The sequence below is a fragment of the Spiroplasma endosymbiont of Polydrusus pterygomalis genome (genome assembly GCF_964030825.1).
GTDB lineage: Bacteria > Bacillota_I > Bacilli_A > Mycoplasmatales > VBWQ01 > Spiroplasma_E.
In genome coordinates, this window is record NZ_OZ034964.1 from 832288 (window position 1) to 849076 (window position 16789).

At 23.5% G+C, this 16789-nt stretch carries 19 protein-coding genes; 6 read left to right on the forward strand and 13 right to left on the reverse strand.

The features are described 5' to 3' along the window. Positions 1-59 precede the first annotated feature (59 nt). Positions 60-1436 (forward strand): MFS transporter, encoded by a 1377-nt coding sequence (locus ACQH25_RS04165; protein WP_425380825.1) that lies wholly within the window; start codon positions 60-62, stop codon positions 1434-1436. An 84-nt stretch (positions 1437-1520) separates the two neighbouring features. On the opposite strand, the gene ACQH25_RS04170 is transcribed toward ACQH25_RS04165, so the two are convergent. From ACQH25_RS04170 to ACQH25_RS04185, 4 genes are all read right to left on the reverse strand, one after another. Next, the gene (locus tag ACQH25_RS04170) at positions 1521-1757 is read right to left on the reverse strand and encodes an integrase core domain-containing protein (protein ID WP_425381849.1); all 237 of its coding nucleotides are present in this window, start codon (positions 1755-1757) and stop codon (positions 1521-1523) included. Beyond that, positions 1754-2071 (reverse strand): integrase catalytic domain-containing protein, encoded by a 318-nt coding sequence (locus tag ACQH25_RS04175; RefSeq protein WP_425380826.1) that lies wholly within the window; start codon positions 2069-2071, stop codon positions 1754-1756. Before ACQH25_RS04175 ends, ACQH25_RS04170 begins: the two co-directional genes overlap by 4 nt. A 48-nt stretch (positions 2072-2119) precedes the next feature. Further along, entirely contained in the window at positions 2120-2272 is a 153-nt protein-coding gene (locus ACQH25_RS04180) for a hypothetical protein (RefSeq protein ID WP_425380827.1), read from the reverse strand. 111 nt (positions 2273-2383) lie between these two features. Next, positions 2384-2578: a hypothetical protein gene (locus ACQH25_RS04185; protein ID WP_425380828.1), complete on the reverse strand. Its 195-nt coding sequence runs from the start codon at positions 2576-2578 to the stop codon at positions 2384-2386. A gap of 537 nt (positions 2579-3115) precedes the next feature. Here ACQH25_RS04185 and ACQH25_RS04190 point away from each other — a divergent pair. After that, positions 3116-4828, forward strand: coding sequence for a hypothetical protein (locus ACQH25_RS04190; RefSeq protein ID WP_425380829.1), 1713 nt, complete (start codon positions 3116-3118; stop codon positions 4826-4828). 109 nt (positions 4829-4937) lie between these two features. On the opposite strand, the gene ACQH25_RS04195 is transcribed toward ACQH25_RS04190, so the two are convergent. The 3 genes from ACQH25_RS04195 to ACQH25_RS04205 are packed head-to-tail and all read right to left on the reverse strand — an operon-like array spanning position 4938 to position 5789. Beyond that, positions 4938-5180: a hypothetical protein gene (locus tag ACQH25_RS04195; protein WP_425380830.1), complete on the reverse strand. Its 243-nt coding sequence runs from the start codon at positions 5178-5180 to the stop codon at positions 4938-4940. Positions 5181-5206: 26 nt separating this feature from the next. Next, positions 5207-5395, reverse strand: coding sequence for a hypothetical protein (locus ACQH25_RS04200; protein ID WP_425380831.1), 189 nt, complete (start codon positions 5393-5395; stop codon positions 5207-5209). 25 nt (positions 5396-5420) lie between these two features. Next, entirely contained in the window at positions 5421-5789 is a 369-nt protein-coding gene (locus ACQH25_RS04205; protein WP_425380832.1) for a hypothetical protein, read from the reverse strand. A 780-nt stretch (positions 5790-6569) separates the two neighbouring features. Here ACQH25_RS04205 and ptsP point away from each other — a divergent pair. The 3 genes from ptsP to ACQH25_RS04220 all read left to right on the forward strand — a co-directional run bounded on the left by ptsP (position 6570) and on the right by ACQH25_RS04220 (position 9953). Further along, positions 6570-8291 (forward strand): phosphoenolpyruvate--protein phosphotransferase, encoded by a 1722-nt coding sequence (ptsP, locus tag ACQH25_RS04210; RefSeq protein WP_425380833.1) that lies wholly within the window; start codon positions 6570-6572, stop codon positions 8289-8291. 82 nt (positions 8292-8373) lie between these two features. After that, positions 8374-8889, forward strand: coding sequence for a PTS sugar transporter subunit IIA (locus ACQH25_RS04215; RefSeq protein ID WP_425380834.1), 516 nt, complete (start codon positions 8374-8376; stop codon positions 8887-8889). A 101-nt stretch (positions 8890-8990) separates the two neighbouring features. Further along, on the forward strand, positions 8991-9953 hold the full coding sequence (locus ACQH25_RS04220) for an alpha/beta hydrolase (protein ID WP_425380835.1): 963 nt from the start codon (positions 8991-8993) through the stop codon (positions 9951-9953). Positions 9954-10085: 132 nt separating this feature from the next. Here the strand turns inward: ACQH25_RS04220 and ACQH25_RS04225 are convergent, their stop codons facing one another. Continuing rightward, on the reverse strand, positions 10086-10262 hold the full coding sequence (locus tag ACQH25_RS04225; protein WP_425380836.1) for a hypothetical protein: 177 nt from the start codon (positions 10260-10262) through the stop codon (positions 10086-10088). Positions 10263-10308: 46 nt separating this feature from the next. On the opposite strand from ACQH25_RS04225, the gene ACQH25_RS04230 reads away from it, so the two are divergent. After that, the gene (locus ACQH25_RS04230; RefSeq protein WP_425380837.1) at positions 10309-10629 is read left to right on the forward strand and encodes a hypothetical protein; all 321 of its coding nucleotides are present in this window, start codon (positions 10309-10311) and stop codon (positions 10627-10629) included. 29 nt (positions 10630-10658) lie between these two features. On the opposite strand, the gene ACQH25_RS04235 is transcribed toward ACQH25_RS04230, so the two are convergent. From ACQH25_RS04235 to ACQH25_RS04255, 5 genes are all read right to left on the reverse strand, one after another. Next, positions 10659-10931, reverse strand: a complete 273-nt coding sequence (locus tag ACQH25_RS04235) for a hypothetical protein (RefSeq protein WP_425380838.1) — start codon at positions 10929-10931, stop codon at positions 10659-10661. A gap of 89 nt (positions 10932-11020) precedes the next feature. After that, positions 11021-11959 (reverse strand): hypothetical protein, encoded by a 939-nt coding sequence (locus ACQH25_RS04240; protein ID WP_425380839.1) that lies wholly within the window; start codon positions 11957-11959, stop codon positions 11021-11023. Positions 11960-13074: 1115 nt separating this feature from the next. Continuing rightward, positions 13075-13227, reverse strand: a complete 153-nt coding sequence (locus ACQH25_RS04245; protein ID WP_425380840.1) for a hypothetical protein — start codon at positions 13225-13227, stop codon at positions 13075-13077. 21 nt (positions 13228-13248) lie between these two features. Beyond that, on the reverse strand, positions 13249-13404 hold the full coding sequence (locus ACQH25_RS04250; protein ID WP_425380841.1) for a hypothetical protein: 156 nt from the start codon (positions 13402-13404) through the stop codon (positions 13249-13251). Between the two features lie 134 nt (positions 13405-13538). Then, on the reverse strand, positions 13539-16700 hold the full coding sequence (locus ACQH25_RS04255) for a hypothetical protein (RefSeq protein WP_425380842.1): 3162 nt from the start codon (positions 16698-16700) through the stop codon (positions 13539-13541). Between the last annotated feature and the right edge of the window lie 89 nt (positions 16701-16789).

The following is a 16789-nucleotide window of genomic DNA, read 5'->3' on the forward strand; positions in this document are numbered from 1 at the left end:
AAGTTATTTGGGTTACTATAATTTATGCATCCTTTTAAATTAGAAGGAGAGTAAAAAAAATGTCTGTTTGTAATAGACTTTCATCCGTTTTTAAACCACCAGCAAAAAAAGAGATTTTTAGTGAAGATTTAAAACAAGTTAATAAAAAATTTATTATTTTACGTAATCAAGTTTTTGGTTTTAGTATTTTATCATATATCCTTTATTATTTTACTCGTCAAGCATATACAGTAGCAGGTGCTGCTTTAGTAACTGATGGTAGTATGAATAAAATGCAATATGCTTTAATGGGTACAGTTTTTGCCCTTGTTTATGGTGGTGCTAAATTTATTGTTGGAAATATTGCTGATCGTAGTTCAGGACGAGTAATTATGATTATTGGATTATTTGTTTCTGCTATTTTAAATATTATGATGGGTGGCATTGTTATGTTTGCTGGTACTAAAATTAGTACTGGTCCCTTTGTAATGATGTTAACTATGATTGCAATGTTAGCTGTTTTTCAAGGTATGGGTTGACCAGCTACTGCTAGGTTATTTTCTCATTGATTTACTGATAAAGAGCGTTCAGGACGTATTGGGATTTGAAATTCAGGACAAAATATTGGTGCTGCTTTATTACCAATTGTTGTTATTTCTTTAGTAACGGCAATTGCTCCACAAATATATGGTTTATATTTCTGAGTTCCTAGTATTTTTGCTTTGGTTATGATTCCGTTATGCTTATGAGGATTACGTGATCGTCCTGAGGCAGAAGGATTACCTACTGTTGAAAAATGAAAAGGAATTCCAGAACATAAAGAAGAAAAAGCAGAACTTAATTGAAAAGAAATTTTTGTAAAATATATCTTAAAAAATAAATTTTTATGAATTTTAGCATTTGCTAATATTTGAGTATATGTTATACGACAAGGATTAGCAGGTTGAACACTAATTTTAATGAAGGAAGTTCATGGCTTAGATTTAACAGATAGTAAATGATTTGCTGCTTGTTTTGAATTATCTGGTTTAATTGGTGGTATTTCTGCAGCATATTTTGCTAAGTGATTTTTTAATAATCGTAAAGCACCATTAATGATATTTGGTTTATTAATTGCTCTTTGTGGATTAGTGTTATTACAACTTGCTCCTCGTGGTAATATTGCTATCCTTATTGTTGCATTAATGATTGCTGGTTTTGGTATTTATATGCCCCAAGCAATGATTGGTGCTACTGCTATTGAATTAACAAATAAAAAAGCTGCTGCTACTGCTTCAGGATTTACAGGACTATCTGGTTATTTTCTTGGTGATGCTGTTTTTTCAAAAGTAGTTATTGCTGGTATTGGTAATAAAAATTGAGATTATGTATTTTATTACTTTTATGGTTGTATTGTGGCAGCTGCCGTGGCATTAGCATTACTATGAACAAAAAATCAAGATAACAAGATACTATAAAATATTTATTAAACTAGCGCAATATTTATTGCGCTAGTTTAATAAATATTAATAAAAATTGTAAGGTAGTACAGGCATTTTGGACTATTTTCCATCTAATAAAAGTTTATCAAAATAATCCATAGGAGTCATTAATCGTAATGATTTATGTGGTTTAGAATTGTTATAATATTCTTGAAAAGAATTCACTAATTTTTGAAATAAACTAAAATCACTATTTAAATATGGTTTTATTTCAAATAAATTACTTCAATTTCTGTGAAATCTTTCAATCTTACCATTACTCTGTGGTGATCTAAACGGTGTAGTTTCATGAACTATACCTTTTTATTACAAAAATTTGTAAATCAACGATTCCTTTGTGGTTTTCCACAAGATGTATTAGTATATTGACTACCATTATCAGTTCTAATTCTTTTAATTTTAATTCCTAATTTTTCATAAAAATTTAAAGCATTTTTAGTAGCATTTACAATATCTCTGGTTTGTGCTTGTTCAGATGGATAACAATAAGTAATTCGAGTTTTTTCATCAATAAAATCAATAATATATCATCTTTTACTTCCTGTTATATAATCTGATACTACTTTAATATCAGTTTGCAATAATCCAGTTTCTTTTACTTCATATCTCAAATGTTTTTTCTTAATAGTTTTTTGTGAATAAAAACCAAAACGTTTTAATTAACGATATATAGTTTTAATCGAGGGTTTTGGCAAAAAATTAAACCTAATATCATCAATATGTCTTATTAAATAACAAAATTGAAAAGCACCTATACCAAACTCTTCTTGATACTGAACAAAATAATTTATAAATTTTTCTGATAATTCCAAATTATAGAAATATTTAATATTTTTAGGTTTTGTTGATTTAAATAATAATTCTTCAAAAGGTTTATGTTTGTAGAAAATATCATAAAAACGTTTAGCTCAATAATAAAAAGTTTACTTTGGTATATGTAATTGAGAAATTATTTCTTTACAAGTATTTTTATTTTTAAAAATAAAACAAAATTTTCTAAATTTACGATAATAAATATTAACTTTGTTAATATTTTTATCATTTTTATACTTTTCTACAAACTTGTTAAATTTATAATCAAATTTAGTAAAATCAGCACTATTAATTAAATATTTCATTTTAAACTACACCTCAACTAATAATATAAAGTTATAAAAACTTTTATTAGTCCAAAAAGTGTGTCTAATCTACAAATATTAATAAAAATTTTATTGCTTTTCAAAGTTACAATGTTATAATAAAATTAAGACACACAAAATTATTGCTTAATAGCCTACTGGCAACATTTTTATTTTGCTAAGTAGTTTTTTTATGCTTTTTGTTGTGTTTTACAAAAAAAGAAAAAATATAATATATTAATGGATTTTTTTTCTGATATTACAAATTGATAACAAAATGAAGTTTAATTATTTTAATACTTTATGATTACCATAATAACATTTTATATAATTTGTTAGTTATCAAATGTACTATCAAAGAGATATTAATTTTAATATGTGAATAGTTTTTGATTTTAAAAGATTTAGATATTAGAATGCAAAATATATTGTATTAATTTTAAAAATATATAGAAAATCCGAACATTTTTCTTATTACTTATGTAATAAAAGAAAAGTTTTATTAATATAATTTTAAAAAGGAAGAAGAAGAGACAAATGTGTCCAATAAATGGTAGTATAAGAAATCAAGATTTAATATCATTAATACTAGAAGAAGTTGAAGATGGTAATAATGAAACAATAATTATTAATACTAAAAAAAATATTGTAGAACTTACAAATATTAATCTAAGAATTCGTTATTATATTGATTACATTAATCAAAACTCAAATAGTAATGAAGAAAAATATAAAAATAAAGTTACATTATATTTAAATAACTTAAAAGAAATTTATCAAATATTACCAAAATTTGTTAAAAATGAAAATGAAGAAAATGAGAGTAATTGTTGTTGCAAAAGTATTAAATACAGCATTGCCCCATTGGTGTTATCAATAGGAATTGTGATTAGAGTAGCACAGCGATATTTTTCAATAGCAGTAGTATCAGTTCAAGATATAATAGGTAAACCTTTTTTTCAACAATTAGCAAAATTAGTTTTAGGAATGTGAGAATCATTACAAATTCCTGAAAATTATGCGATGGCAGGCATTGACACACTTTTAACTTGTGTATTATCTTACTATCCATTTGGTTTAAAAAATATTATAAGCTTATTCTCTCCAAACGAATCAGAAGATAAAGAAGCATTAAATAAATATTTACCGCTTGAAATTATTATTAAAAAATTAGAAAAACAATTAATCAATAAAGAATATAGAAAATTAGAAGAAAATAATTTACAGTTAAAAATTTTATGTAATAAATTACAAACAACGATAAAAAAACATGATGCCTTTAATCATCTTAAAAATGAATTAAATATTTTGGATTTTAATACTGAATTTACATTTGAACAATATCAAGACACAATTAATTTATTAAACAACTATTATTGAAATGATCTTTTACCTCAATTAACTCAATTATCAGCAACTGATTTAAAAAATGAAGATTATTCTTTCCACAATGTGATAAATAATAGTTGAAGTAATATTAAGTTTTTTTTAACAGCGCTTATCATCAATCATTTAGTTATTACTGCTGCTTCTGCTTATACTGCTGAAACATTAACATGGGAAACATATAAAGATAAAATTATATCAATTAATAATATTATTTCAACTGTTGTTCGTGGAACAATAATGAAATTTGTTAATGAGTATTTCATTAAAAATTCACTAAGTACACTTTTTAAACCAATAATAAATTATTTATGACCTAATAATAATGATAATAGTTTATTAAAATACTTTAAAGATTGAGTTAAAGATCAAAAGAAACTAAAACAAGCAGGAATTTTTATTATTAGTTTTATTTTCACTACTTTCATAACTAATGCTATTAAAACTTATGCAGCAGATGTCACACAAAATAAAGGTGATTGAAAAAAAGCTTGAATTCAATTTACAGAAACGTTTCCAAAATGAGGAATGATAGCATCAGCGCTTTGTGTAACTAGTTCTGATTTATATAATTTGACAAATAAAATGAAACCAGCTCTTAAATTAAGATATCAAGAAAAAGAACAACAACAAATCATTGATGAAGTGTTATCAAAATTATCAAATATAATTAGTCACGAAAATATGAATGATAGTAATGGTGAAAATGCTGCTGGTATTATAAGAGCAAATGGTGATCTTCAAACAAATTGAGAAAGTAACAGTATACAAGAAATAGTAAATAATTCAGTTGGAGAATATGTTATTTCTATAATTCGCAACAAAATATTGCTATCAATGTTTAATATATATATGTATATATAACAATCACAAGTACTAGTGGTTTTATTGCTTGGCAAGTTGATTACATTAGTAATGGTCTCGTAGTTGATTGATCAATATTTTGTTTAAAATAACTTGTAATAAATGTTATTTAAATCTTTTGTAAATGTTGTTGATAGTGACTTGTTGATGGTTGATTTTCTAAATCCAATCTTTCATTATCAATATCTATTTTTACAGTTTTTTCAAAACTAGGATTTTTGTTACTACATAGTTGCTTATGAATAGTGCCATTAATATCTGTGGCAAATATTATTTTATATTTTGCTTCTAAATTAATTTTTAATAAATCATTTTTTGCTATTTCTAAATATAATTTATCAATATGTTTCATGATAATTTTTTTTCTATTATAAAAACCTAAACTAATGATTTGAAAGTATATGTTTTTATATTTGTTATTTTTTTTGTTTCAAATGTAATGATTTCTTTACTAATTCTATCATTTTTAATATCTAATTCTTTGATTTTTAATTCAGCTAATTGTTTTTCTAATTCTTGTTTTTCAATTTCTTTTTGTTTCTTAAATTGTTCAATTTCTCTATCCATTATCTTTATATCATAATTAATTTTATTAATTTGCTCACTTTTTCCTTTTTCCTTTTTCCTTTTTTTCTAAATTTTCAATTTTAATTTTAAAATCTTTTTTAATTTCTTCAATTTTTTTTGTTTTTATTTCTTTAATTTCTTTTGTTTTGCTGTTCATTTTCTTTTCAATTATTTTAATTTTTTGTGGGTAAAATTTTGCACTTATTTTTTCTTTAGCCAATTCTTGTGCTAAATTTGCTTGTTGGGTTTTAAATTCTTCCTCAATTGCTTTAATTTTTTTAGGCAATGTTAGTTTTAAATTATTTATTTGTTGAAATAATTCATTTTTTTCTTTTCTTAGTTTCAGTACCTCCGCTATTAGTTTTACTTTCTTATTTTTTACAAAGTTATCCATATTTTTCCCCCTTTTAAAATATTTACTTTAAAATAAAGTAATGAGTTAAAAACTTATACTAAGCTTTTATGTGTTGATTTTAACACATATATTTAGTTTTAATTTTTTTCAATAATGATAATTTGTTACAGATATAAAACTCAATGACTGTATTTTATAAGTTACTATATAAATTATTAAGAAAAATCATAGTATAAAAAAATAAAGTTACTTTTTAAAAGTAACTTTATTTTAATTTTATATTTATTGTCAATCAACATGAACAGTTCATTGTGGTATGAAACCTAACAAATAAATAACAACTTTCGGCAGTAATGTTAGATCAATCAATATTACTTACTTTTTTTATATCTTGGTTTAAAAGAGCATTAACAGTTTCTTTTTTTGATGAGTATCTAAAAGTTACTACTTAAATTTCCGATAGTTGTACCAAGTGTTAAAACATTTAGTGCAGTAATTAAACTTTTTATGTTAAATACCTTCTTTATGTACATTATAATTTGAAAGGATATTTTAGGATTAATAGCTAATATTTTATAAAAATGAACAATATAAATCCAAAATTAGGAAATAATGTTTTATCTACTATAATTATCAGACTCTTAAATATTTAAAAAAACAAAAAATATATTAAATATCATGATTAATTGTGTTAGTTAATCAAAAAATATTATCAAAAAAATAAGCTATAAAAAAATATTTTATATAATATTTAATTTTTTTATTATAATTTAGTAGACTATTAATAAAGATATCTTAATAAGGAGTGAAATGTGTATAATGCTAAAAATGAAAGGTATTGGTGCTAGTAATGGTATTGCACTAGCCAAAGCATTAATCTTAAAACATGAGATTATTAAAACGAATACTAAAAAAATTAATGAAAAAGAGATAACAGCAGAACTTAAAAAATTATATGCTGCCTTAGATGCCGCAGGTGATGAAATCAAACAATTAATTAAAAATACAACAAAAACTTTAGGTCCAGAAAAAGCTGCTGTTTTTGATGCTCATCTTTTAATAACTACTGATCCGGTATTAATTGAAGATACTGAAAAATTAATTAAAGAGGAAAAATGTAATGCTGCCAATGCTTTAGAAAATGCTGCCAATAAATCAATAGCTACCTTACAAGCAATGGATGATAAGTATTTTCGTGAACGTGCTGCTGATGTTATTGACGTTCGTGATCGAATTTTACGTAAACTTTTAAATATTAAAGCTATTGATTTAACGGCAATTAAAGCAGCAACAATTATTGTCAGTCATGATTTAACACCTTCCGAAACAAGCCAGTTAAATCCTGAATTTATTAAAGGATTTTTATGTGATGTTGGTGGACGTACTTCACATGCTGCAATTATGGCTCGTAGTCTTGGTATTCCTGCAGTTCTTGGTTTAAAAAATGTTACTAGCAAAGTAAAAAATAATCAATTTTGCGTTTTGGATGGTAATACTGGTGAAATTGAAATTGATTTAAATAGTAATGAAAAAAATAAGTGAATTGCTAAACAAAAAGCATGAGTTGAAGAACAAAAATCATTGTTAGTGTTTAAAGGTAAACTAACTAAAACTAATGATAATCATGAAGTAAAATTAGAAGCAAATATTGGTTCACCAAAAGATATGATTAAAGCAATTGAATATGATGCACAAGGAGTAGGACTATTTAGAAGCGAATTTCTTTATATGGAAAGTAATGATTTGCCAAGTGAAGATATTCAATTTGAAGAATATAAAAAAGTATTGTCTGCTACTAAAGATAAAGTTGTTATTAGAACGTTAGATATTGGTGGTGACAAAGAATTATCATACTTAGATTTACCAAAGGAAATGAATCCTTTTCTTGGTTATCGTGCTATTCGTTTATGTTTAGATCGCAAAGATATTTTTAAGACACAGTTACGTGCTTTACTTCGTGCTTCAGTTTTTGGAAAATTAGCTATTATGTTTCCAATGATTGCTACTGTTGAGGAATTTAAAGCAGCTAAAGCAATATATGAAATATGTAAGAAAGAATTAATTAAAGAAAAAGTAAAAATTAGCGATGATATTCAAGTTGGAATGATGATTGAAATTCCAGCAACAGCAGTTAATGCTGAAACTTTTGCTAAATATGCTGACTTTTTTTCAATTGGCACTAATGATTTAATTCAATATAGTTTAGCAGCTGATCGCATGTCAGAAAAAGTATCTTATTTATATCAACCATATCATCCTGCAATTTTGCGTTTAATTAAAATGACAATTGATGGTGGCCATAAGTATCATCGTCCAGTTGCGATGTGTGGTGAAATGGCAGGCGATAAAATTGCAGTCCCATTACTAGTTGGTCTAGGATTAGATGAATTTTCAATGTCAGCATCTAGTATTCTAGAAACCAGAAAAATTATTAGTACTTTAAATAAAAATGAAATGGAAAGATTAGCAACACAAGCATTACAGTGTGAAACTAATGAAGAAGTTAAATTATTAGTAGCAAAAATGTTGAAACAAAAATAAATATTATTTATTGTCAAACTTAAATTTTTTAATGTTAAAATTATAAACATCTAACTTACATAATTTTGAGGAGAATATATATATGTTGTTTTTTAAAAAAAATAAAAACTTACCTTTATTAGTTTATGCGCCGGTTGCTGGTAAAGTTATTTCACTTAGTAAAGTTGAAGATCCAGTATTTGCGCAAGAAATGTTGGGAACTGGTTTTGCCATTATTCCTGAATTTAAAGGCAAAGATGGCGTTGAATTTATATCACCATTTACAGGAACATTAGCGACAGTGTTTAATACTGGTCATGCTTATGGTATTAAAGATAAAACTACCGGTGTTGAATGTTTAATTCATATTGGTATTGATACTGTTGAATTAGCTGGTAAGGGTTTTGATATTAAAGTTAAACAAGGTCATCCAATAAAAAAATCAGATGTCATGGTTATTGCTAATTTACAAGAAATTAAAGAAAACGGTAACAAATCAACAACAACACCAATTGTTTTCACTAATGAAACAATGGAAGGTTATCAAGTAAAACGATTAGTTAAAGATAATGAACAAGTAACGATAGGTCAATTAATTGCTGAAATTACGAAGAAGTAAATATTTTATTAAAACAAAACCGTATATGGTTTTGTTTTAATAAAAATAAAATTAATTTGATAGAATATTAATAAGTCTATATATGGAGGGTATCATTTATTATGGATAATTTTTGGCAACATTTTTGATGAGTAATACTTATTATAGTTTTGGTTGTGTTAATAATAGTTTATATTACATATAGAATTTATCAAATTTTCCATATTGATTATCGTTGAGAACTTAATCATCATTTTCCACAATGAAGTAATGAAGGAATAATTACTAGAGATAACTATTTTTTACATACTGAATTTAAGTTTATTGATAGTAGTAAATATATTATTATTGGTGTTCATGATATGGGTGCTTCTTTAACAGATTTTAAACTAACTGCTAATTTTTTTACTAAACATGGTATTTCATTTTTAAGTTTTGATCAACGTGGTTGCGGAGAAAATGAAAAATGAAAATATCATACTTTAGGAACTACTATTAATGATATCAAAGATATTATCATAGTGTTAAATGAACGTTATCCTAATAAAAAAATCTTATTAATCGGCGAATCATTAGGTTCAGCACTGGTAGCGTTAGCAATTAAAAAACTATCAAAAATGATTGATGGTGCGATTTTAACTAATTTTATGACAAAGAAACAAATTTTTAAAATGAAACCATCATTAGTTTTTCAAGCAATTTGAGGATTTTTATTCTATAAGCATTATCCCTTGCCTATTACTTTTGATTTCAAAACAATTTCTACTAATCCTAATTATATTAAAAAAGCTACCATTAGAGCAAAAACGAATATGAAAATTACATTATTGTTTACTTTGCAAGCACAAAAATTAAGTAAACAAGTACCAAAAAATGTTAATAATGCTAAATGTCCAGTGTTAATTATTCAATCTGGTAAAGATATTTTTGCCGATTTTGCTAAAATTGAAAAAAATAGTAAGATGTGAAGACCAAGGATAACTTATAATTTTTATGAAGAAGGTAATCATGCTATTTTAAATGAACCAAATATTAATATGATTTTACAAGATGTGCTAACTTGAATTGAAAAAGAACATATATAACATTATTTATTTACATCAAAAAAATAGTAATTAAAAAATGTAACAAATTGTCGATAGCATAATTGCTTTTTACTAGCATAATAATACTTATAATTTAATTAAATATCTATTCCTAGTATTGTAATTCTACTATTATCGGTTTTTAACTTCCAATGATATTTGGAAAGCAAAATAAAAAGATATGGAAATTTTTGCTAACGAGCAATTAATTGCTGCAATTGAAGCATCATTTTTAACAATTGAAAATAAAATTGCAGTAGAAACATCATTAATAAAACTAGCAAAGAAATATGAGGTGTTATTTTTCAAATTCGGTAGGTACTCCTACATATAGGTAAGCAAATATTAGATTACAATGTTTTTATCAACCAAGATTAAAGAGATAAAAACAGAAAATAATATTAAAAAAATAATTGCATTGCAAGTTGAAGTTGATGAAGTTATTAAAGAACTTGATGTCACAGTTCCAAAATATAATTGTGATAATGCTAGAAAATATCAAACGCCTATTAATCCTAAATTTTTAAAAAAGCTTGAAGAATTTAAAACTGAATCTTCAAAAGCTAAAACAGAATATTTAATTAAAAATGCTAATAAATTAGTTGAAAGTAATAGTTCAAGTTTAAAGCAACAAAGTGTTAATAGGCTACCATTTGTTTATAAAATAATGCCTTAATTAAGGCATTATTTTTATATTAAATTTAATTATTTATTAAAATGAAAATTAATATTATCTAAATCAATTGCTAAACTAATACCAGCAATTAAGTTTGGCTCTGAAGTAACTCTAGCATTTCATTGCACATAAATATTGTTATTATCGTGTAATACATAAAGATCAATTACTGATGTTTGGATAATATAGTCATTAAGCACTACAGCACTATAATTATTTTGTAATTCATATTTAATATTATTATTAGTAGTTATATTATTAGTATCACCTGTAAGCTTAGTATCTTCTTTATTTATTCCCATATTATTAATTGCTAGTTTTGAGTTATTAAAATTAAATTGAGGATAAAGTTGAACAAATTGTTCTCAAGTTTTTGCATATCTAGTTCAATTTAAAATGTTTTTTTATCATTTGCTGATCAATCATGGTTATTAATATTGTTAAAATCTTGTTGATAATGATAATTCATATTTTGGGTAATATCTTGGACATTTCATTTTTGATAATAGATTGCTATTAAATTATTGTCGTTATCAAAAATAAAATTTAGTGAATAGTCTTTTATATTTTGTAAAAGTGGTGAGCTACTAATAAATTTAAAGATATTATTATCAGCAATTAAGTTAATAATAGTTTTAATTAATGAATTATCGATTTGTCCTTGTAAACTACTTCTGTTAATAAATTCTTGACCAATATTATTGGCAATAGCTAATGAAATTTTGTTATTAATAACAGCATCAACAATGTAATATAATCCCAAACTTTCGCTAAGATGGCTATTATTTTCAATCTTGGCAGCAGTTGGAATATTAGAAATATCAATTGTTTGTTCAAGACCACCAAGTTGTAAATAAGTTCAATTATTGTCGCCAACAAAATTATTTTGTTGATAATTACTAAAATTAGAAGCATCAGAATGATTAGGATCAGTTTTCATTGCTGTTACTTTTCGATAGTTAATCATTTCTTGTTTAGTATTTGCAATATTTATTTTTTGATTATCAGGAATAGTAACATCAGGATTGGCTATTAAGTTACCTGTTGTATCAACTAAAAATGTTTTTCGTGCATTGGCAAAATGATAACTTTTTAATGCAGAAGTATCATAACTATAATATTTATGGTCTGTTGTTGATTGATTAGTAATTCAATCACTATTATTTAAATAGCCATAATTGTTATTAAATAATGCTGTTTCATTACTAGCATTTTCTTTTTGTAAATTGTGATTTTTTGTAGTATTAATGTGATTAATACTAGTTAAAATAGTGGTACCTGTTGCTAAAGCAAAAATACCTGCTGTTAAAATATTTAATGTTTTTTTCATATCTTTTAATCTACCTTTAAAAGTAATTTATAATTTTAATAAAGATATAAAAAAATATATCATCATTAAAATTATAACGATAATGTAATATCGTTATTTATATTATAGTACTTTTAAATAATTTCTACAATGAAATATTAAAAGATTGAATATTATTTTTTTATGAATTAGGGAGTTTAAAATAAGTATTTCTTTTAATCTATTACTTATTTAGAATGAACGTCTTTTTAATTATTAATGATTTTATAGTAAATTAAAAATTATATCCACTAATTTGCTTGTGAATTAAAAAAATCCACAATTAAAATTACTATTATTTAGGTAGAGAAAATTAAAATCATTTGATTACTTTATTTTTGATTTAATAATCCATTAATTCACTTTGATTTACTTTTTCCTAAAATAGCACCTGGTAGAAAACCTTGAAAGGGTAGTCATAAAAATCATTGGTGGTTTTAATTCAATAATAGCTTCGGTAAAATCTTTTTTCATGTTCAAGTTCGCTTTGATAATCATTTTTTTAAATAAGTAAGAATATCTAAATTATTAATTTGAACTGTTCTTAGTAGCAACATGTTATTGAAAGTTTTATAGTTAACTGCTTTAGAACCATATCCAAGTAGTTATTTAACAATATGTGAGATATCAGCTTCAGTACTAATACCAATATTTCATTCTAAGCTTTGATTAGTAATACCTAATTTATTATTTTGAAAATATTTTACTATTTCTTTTAACTTTTGATATTTTTCTGTTTTAATAATTGATTGTTTATTAAATGAAAAATTATCACTTTTTAAGATGTTGATTTGAGAGAAAAAAATGATAAGTGAAATATTGTTATTTTAGAAAATTTGATAATAAAAAAAATATAATTTCATTTAAAACTTTAAAAAAATAAAATTTTAAAGGAAGTTGAAAATGATAAAATGTGGGTGACTCTAAAAATTCATAGAGACAAGTTTGAACATTCATGAGCAGATTCTTTTTTAAATAATTTATTTAATAATAAAAATACTAATTTTATATATTTCATTATATATTTAGTTGGATTAAATATATATTTATTAGCAAATATCTGAAATGTAAAATAATATATTTTAAATAAAATAAATTTATTTATCAACTAGTCTTTTTGATAATTCTTGAATAAAATGATTATTTTTATTAACTTCTGTTCCATTTGCAAATAATTGATCTAGTTCAAAAGTCTTACTTGTTTTTTGTGATAATGAAATTTTATTATCATATTTTTTTTGTTTAGCCATTATTTATTTCTCCCTTAATTTTTAACTTCTAATTCATTTTATACTTAAATAAATTGATTGATCAAATATTTTTGTTAAATTTAATTTTTCTTTAATTTCTTCAATATCTTTTGAAATTTTTCCTTCGGCAATTTGAATCATTATTTTTTCTCAGTTATTAAGATATTGTATTTTCATTATTTAAAGTAACTTCTTTTAAATAAAAATCATTATATAATAATCTCACGTAAAATAGTGATAATTATTTGATTCAGTTTTTATAATATCATCAACAATAATAATTTTATCTTTGATGTCATAAAAAACTTTAATTATTGATTAGTAATTAATAATATTGATGTTGTGTTATCTTTTTTAATACTTAAATTTAATACTAAACTACCGGTAATTTTATTATTTGTAGTATTAATGACAACTTTAATTATTTTTTCAACTTGATAATCATCTATTTCAGGAATATTAATATCAAATCAAAAATCTTTATATTGTTCAATTTCTATTTTTGTTTCATTTTTTATGAAACTAATAATTTTATTTTGAATAATAGGTAATAAAATTTGAGATAATTGTAACTTAGTAATTTGTTGATATTGAAAAGGTACTTCCTTATTAATATTTAATTGTAAGTTACTAATATCATAAAATGTTGCTGAAACTTCAAAAGTAGTAGTAAATTGACCACTAATTTTAGTTTGTATTTTGTCATTAGCTTGAATAGTAACATTTATCATTTTTGGTTTACCATTTTCGGGAAATGATAGATCATTAATTATTATGATAAAATCTTCAGCAACTAATGATATATTATATTGTTGTTGCATTCATTTTTTAAATTGATTACTAATTATTGTTATCATTTGATTTTTATCACCTGTTAATATTTTATCTTCAATATAAAATAAATATTCACTATTAGTTAATGATTTTGTTATTCCTTGCACAACAATAGGAACTTCTATTTTTCCCATTAACATATCTTGTCGTAATGATTCAATAGTAACGATAATATTTTTTGGTTGTTGATAGTTATCAATTTCATTAATATTACTTTTCAATTCATAATATTTATTTTCATATGAATAAATGCTATTTGCTGTTATTGCACAATTATTATATTTGTTTTGAATTGCTTTAAAAAATTCATCTTTAACAATAGAGAAGAGATATTGTTCAATTTCGGATTTAGGAGCATTTAAGTAATTATTTAAGTATAATAATTGGTGGGTAATTGGTGACAATATTAATTCGTTTAAATTTTCTGGTTCAATTTTTACTATTACCCTTTGTTGAAATATTTGTTCACAACCCTTAATTTTAATTTTAAAAATAAAATTATTAATTGTAAAATATTGATGTGAAAATTCAATATCATTTTCAAGAAAGTAGTCATAATTAAGGATTGGTTTTATTCTTAATATTTTATAAATTTCTGTTTCTATTTTTGCTTGTATTACTGGATTAATGATATTTTCTAATTCATTTTTAGCAATAATAAAAACAAATTGATTATTAATTTTTTTAGGCAAGGTAATATTAATTGGTGGTAAGGATAAGGTAAAATTAGTTAAACATAAATCATAAGTTATTACTTGTTCATATTTTAATTGCCCATAAATTTTATTTCCTTTACCAGTAATCTTAATAATAGCTTTTGTTATTATTTTATTATGTTTATAACAATTTTGAATGGTAGGAATCATCAAATCAATTAAAAAATCTGTCCCATACACAACATCAATATTATGTTCTTCTTTTATTACCTTAATAAGGTTTTGAATTGTAGTTATTAATATTTTATCTCTAATTTCTAATTCAGTATTTTCTCTTGCAACGCTAATATTTAAATCATTTTCAGTAAAAATTGGAGATAATAATTCAATATTAATAAGTTCCTCTCTAATTAGAAAAATATCAATAGTAAAGTTACCAGTAATTTTATTACCAAAACCATTAATAATTACTTGTACTTTTTTTGGATTATCATCATAGTTTTTGATTGGCATACTATTAATTTCTAAACTATAATCTTGATATGCTTTAATAGCACAATTAAAAACTTTGTTAATAATTTGTTGAAAATTAGCATTAACTTCTGGTAAAATTAATCGCTTTAATTCTCATTTATAATAAACTTTTTTACTTACTAAAGTACGAGGATTAGTCAATATTAACTCATCTTTTATTTGATTAATGTTATGAGGTTGTCCTACAATTGTTATTGACATAATAATTTCATCACAAATTTTGCTACTAATAGCATTAATTGTTAAATCCATATTTTGGACAATGCTATAATCATTACTTTCAGGACAGTCAATTGTTATTGTAAAATCTTGATTTACAAGAACAGTAAAACCAAAATGTTCACTTATTAATTTCTCAATGATAGGGATTAAATGATTCTCGATTTCAATTTTATTACCATGAGTAATTTGTCGAAAAGGTACTACTTGTTTCGTAATTGATATTAAAATATCATCAAGATCCTTAATACTATGAGCATTACCAAGTATAGTTATTGCTACTTGCAGGTCATTAGTAACTTTGGTACTGTTAGTAGTAATAGTAAAATTAATTTTCTGTGCCATACTATAATCATTACTATCACTAGCATCACTGGTAATAATAAATTCATCATTTGTTAACATAAAGCCAAAAACTTTATTAACACTTTCAATAAATACTTTTGCTAAATGTTGTTCAACTTCTAATTTTGTGCCCTTAGTAATATTTTTAAAAGCAATATTGTATGTTTTACTTTCAACTATTGTTTTAATCTCATTATTAAAACTAATATCATGTGGTTGCCCTTTAATAATTAAATCATAAGTGTAAGCTTCGTTCCTTAACTCACTATGTTTAACTGATGAAATTTTAATAACCGTAGTAATAGTTTGTTCTTGACTATAATCTCTTAGATCCTCACCAACTATTGTCAAAAATAAATGTTCTTCTTCAATATGTTTTCTTAATTCTTTATCAATATCTTTTCTAACGATTGGTTTTATTTTTGGAAATATTATATTTGCAACTTCCAACTTTGTTCCCTTAGTAATATTTTTAAATGGAATTACTGTTATCTCCTTATTACTTTCTTTAGCAATAAGGATATAATTTCAAATTCATGGAGTTTTTCTATTTAATCCTGTCTCATTCATCAGTTTTTCAGTTAAAGACACTGTAACTATAATTTCAATATTAGTAGTAGAACAATCAGAAGTTTCTGGAATATCATTATTAATGATAACATCTTCCTCTTTAAGATGATAATCTGTACCTACAAGTTCTGTAATTCAACTATTTAATCGATTAAGAACTGTTTGCTCTAATTGTGGTTCAATTTCTTTTTTATTAATTTTTTTGATATCTTTAAAATACATTAATATTAATTGTTTTGTTGAAGAACTACTTATTTTTTTATCTAAATGTCCATCTTCACCAAAAATAGTATGATAAAATTTTTCATTTTTCATTTTTATTTACGCTACCTTTTTAATTTTTGTTTTAAATAAATTAACATTTTGCAAATTTGAATTTCATTTCTAAATAATAAATTAAAATT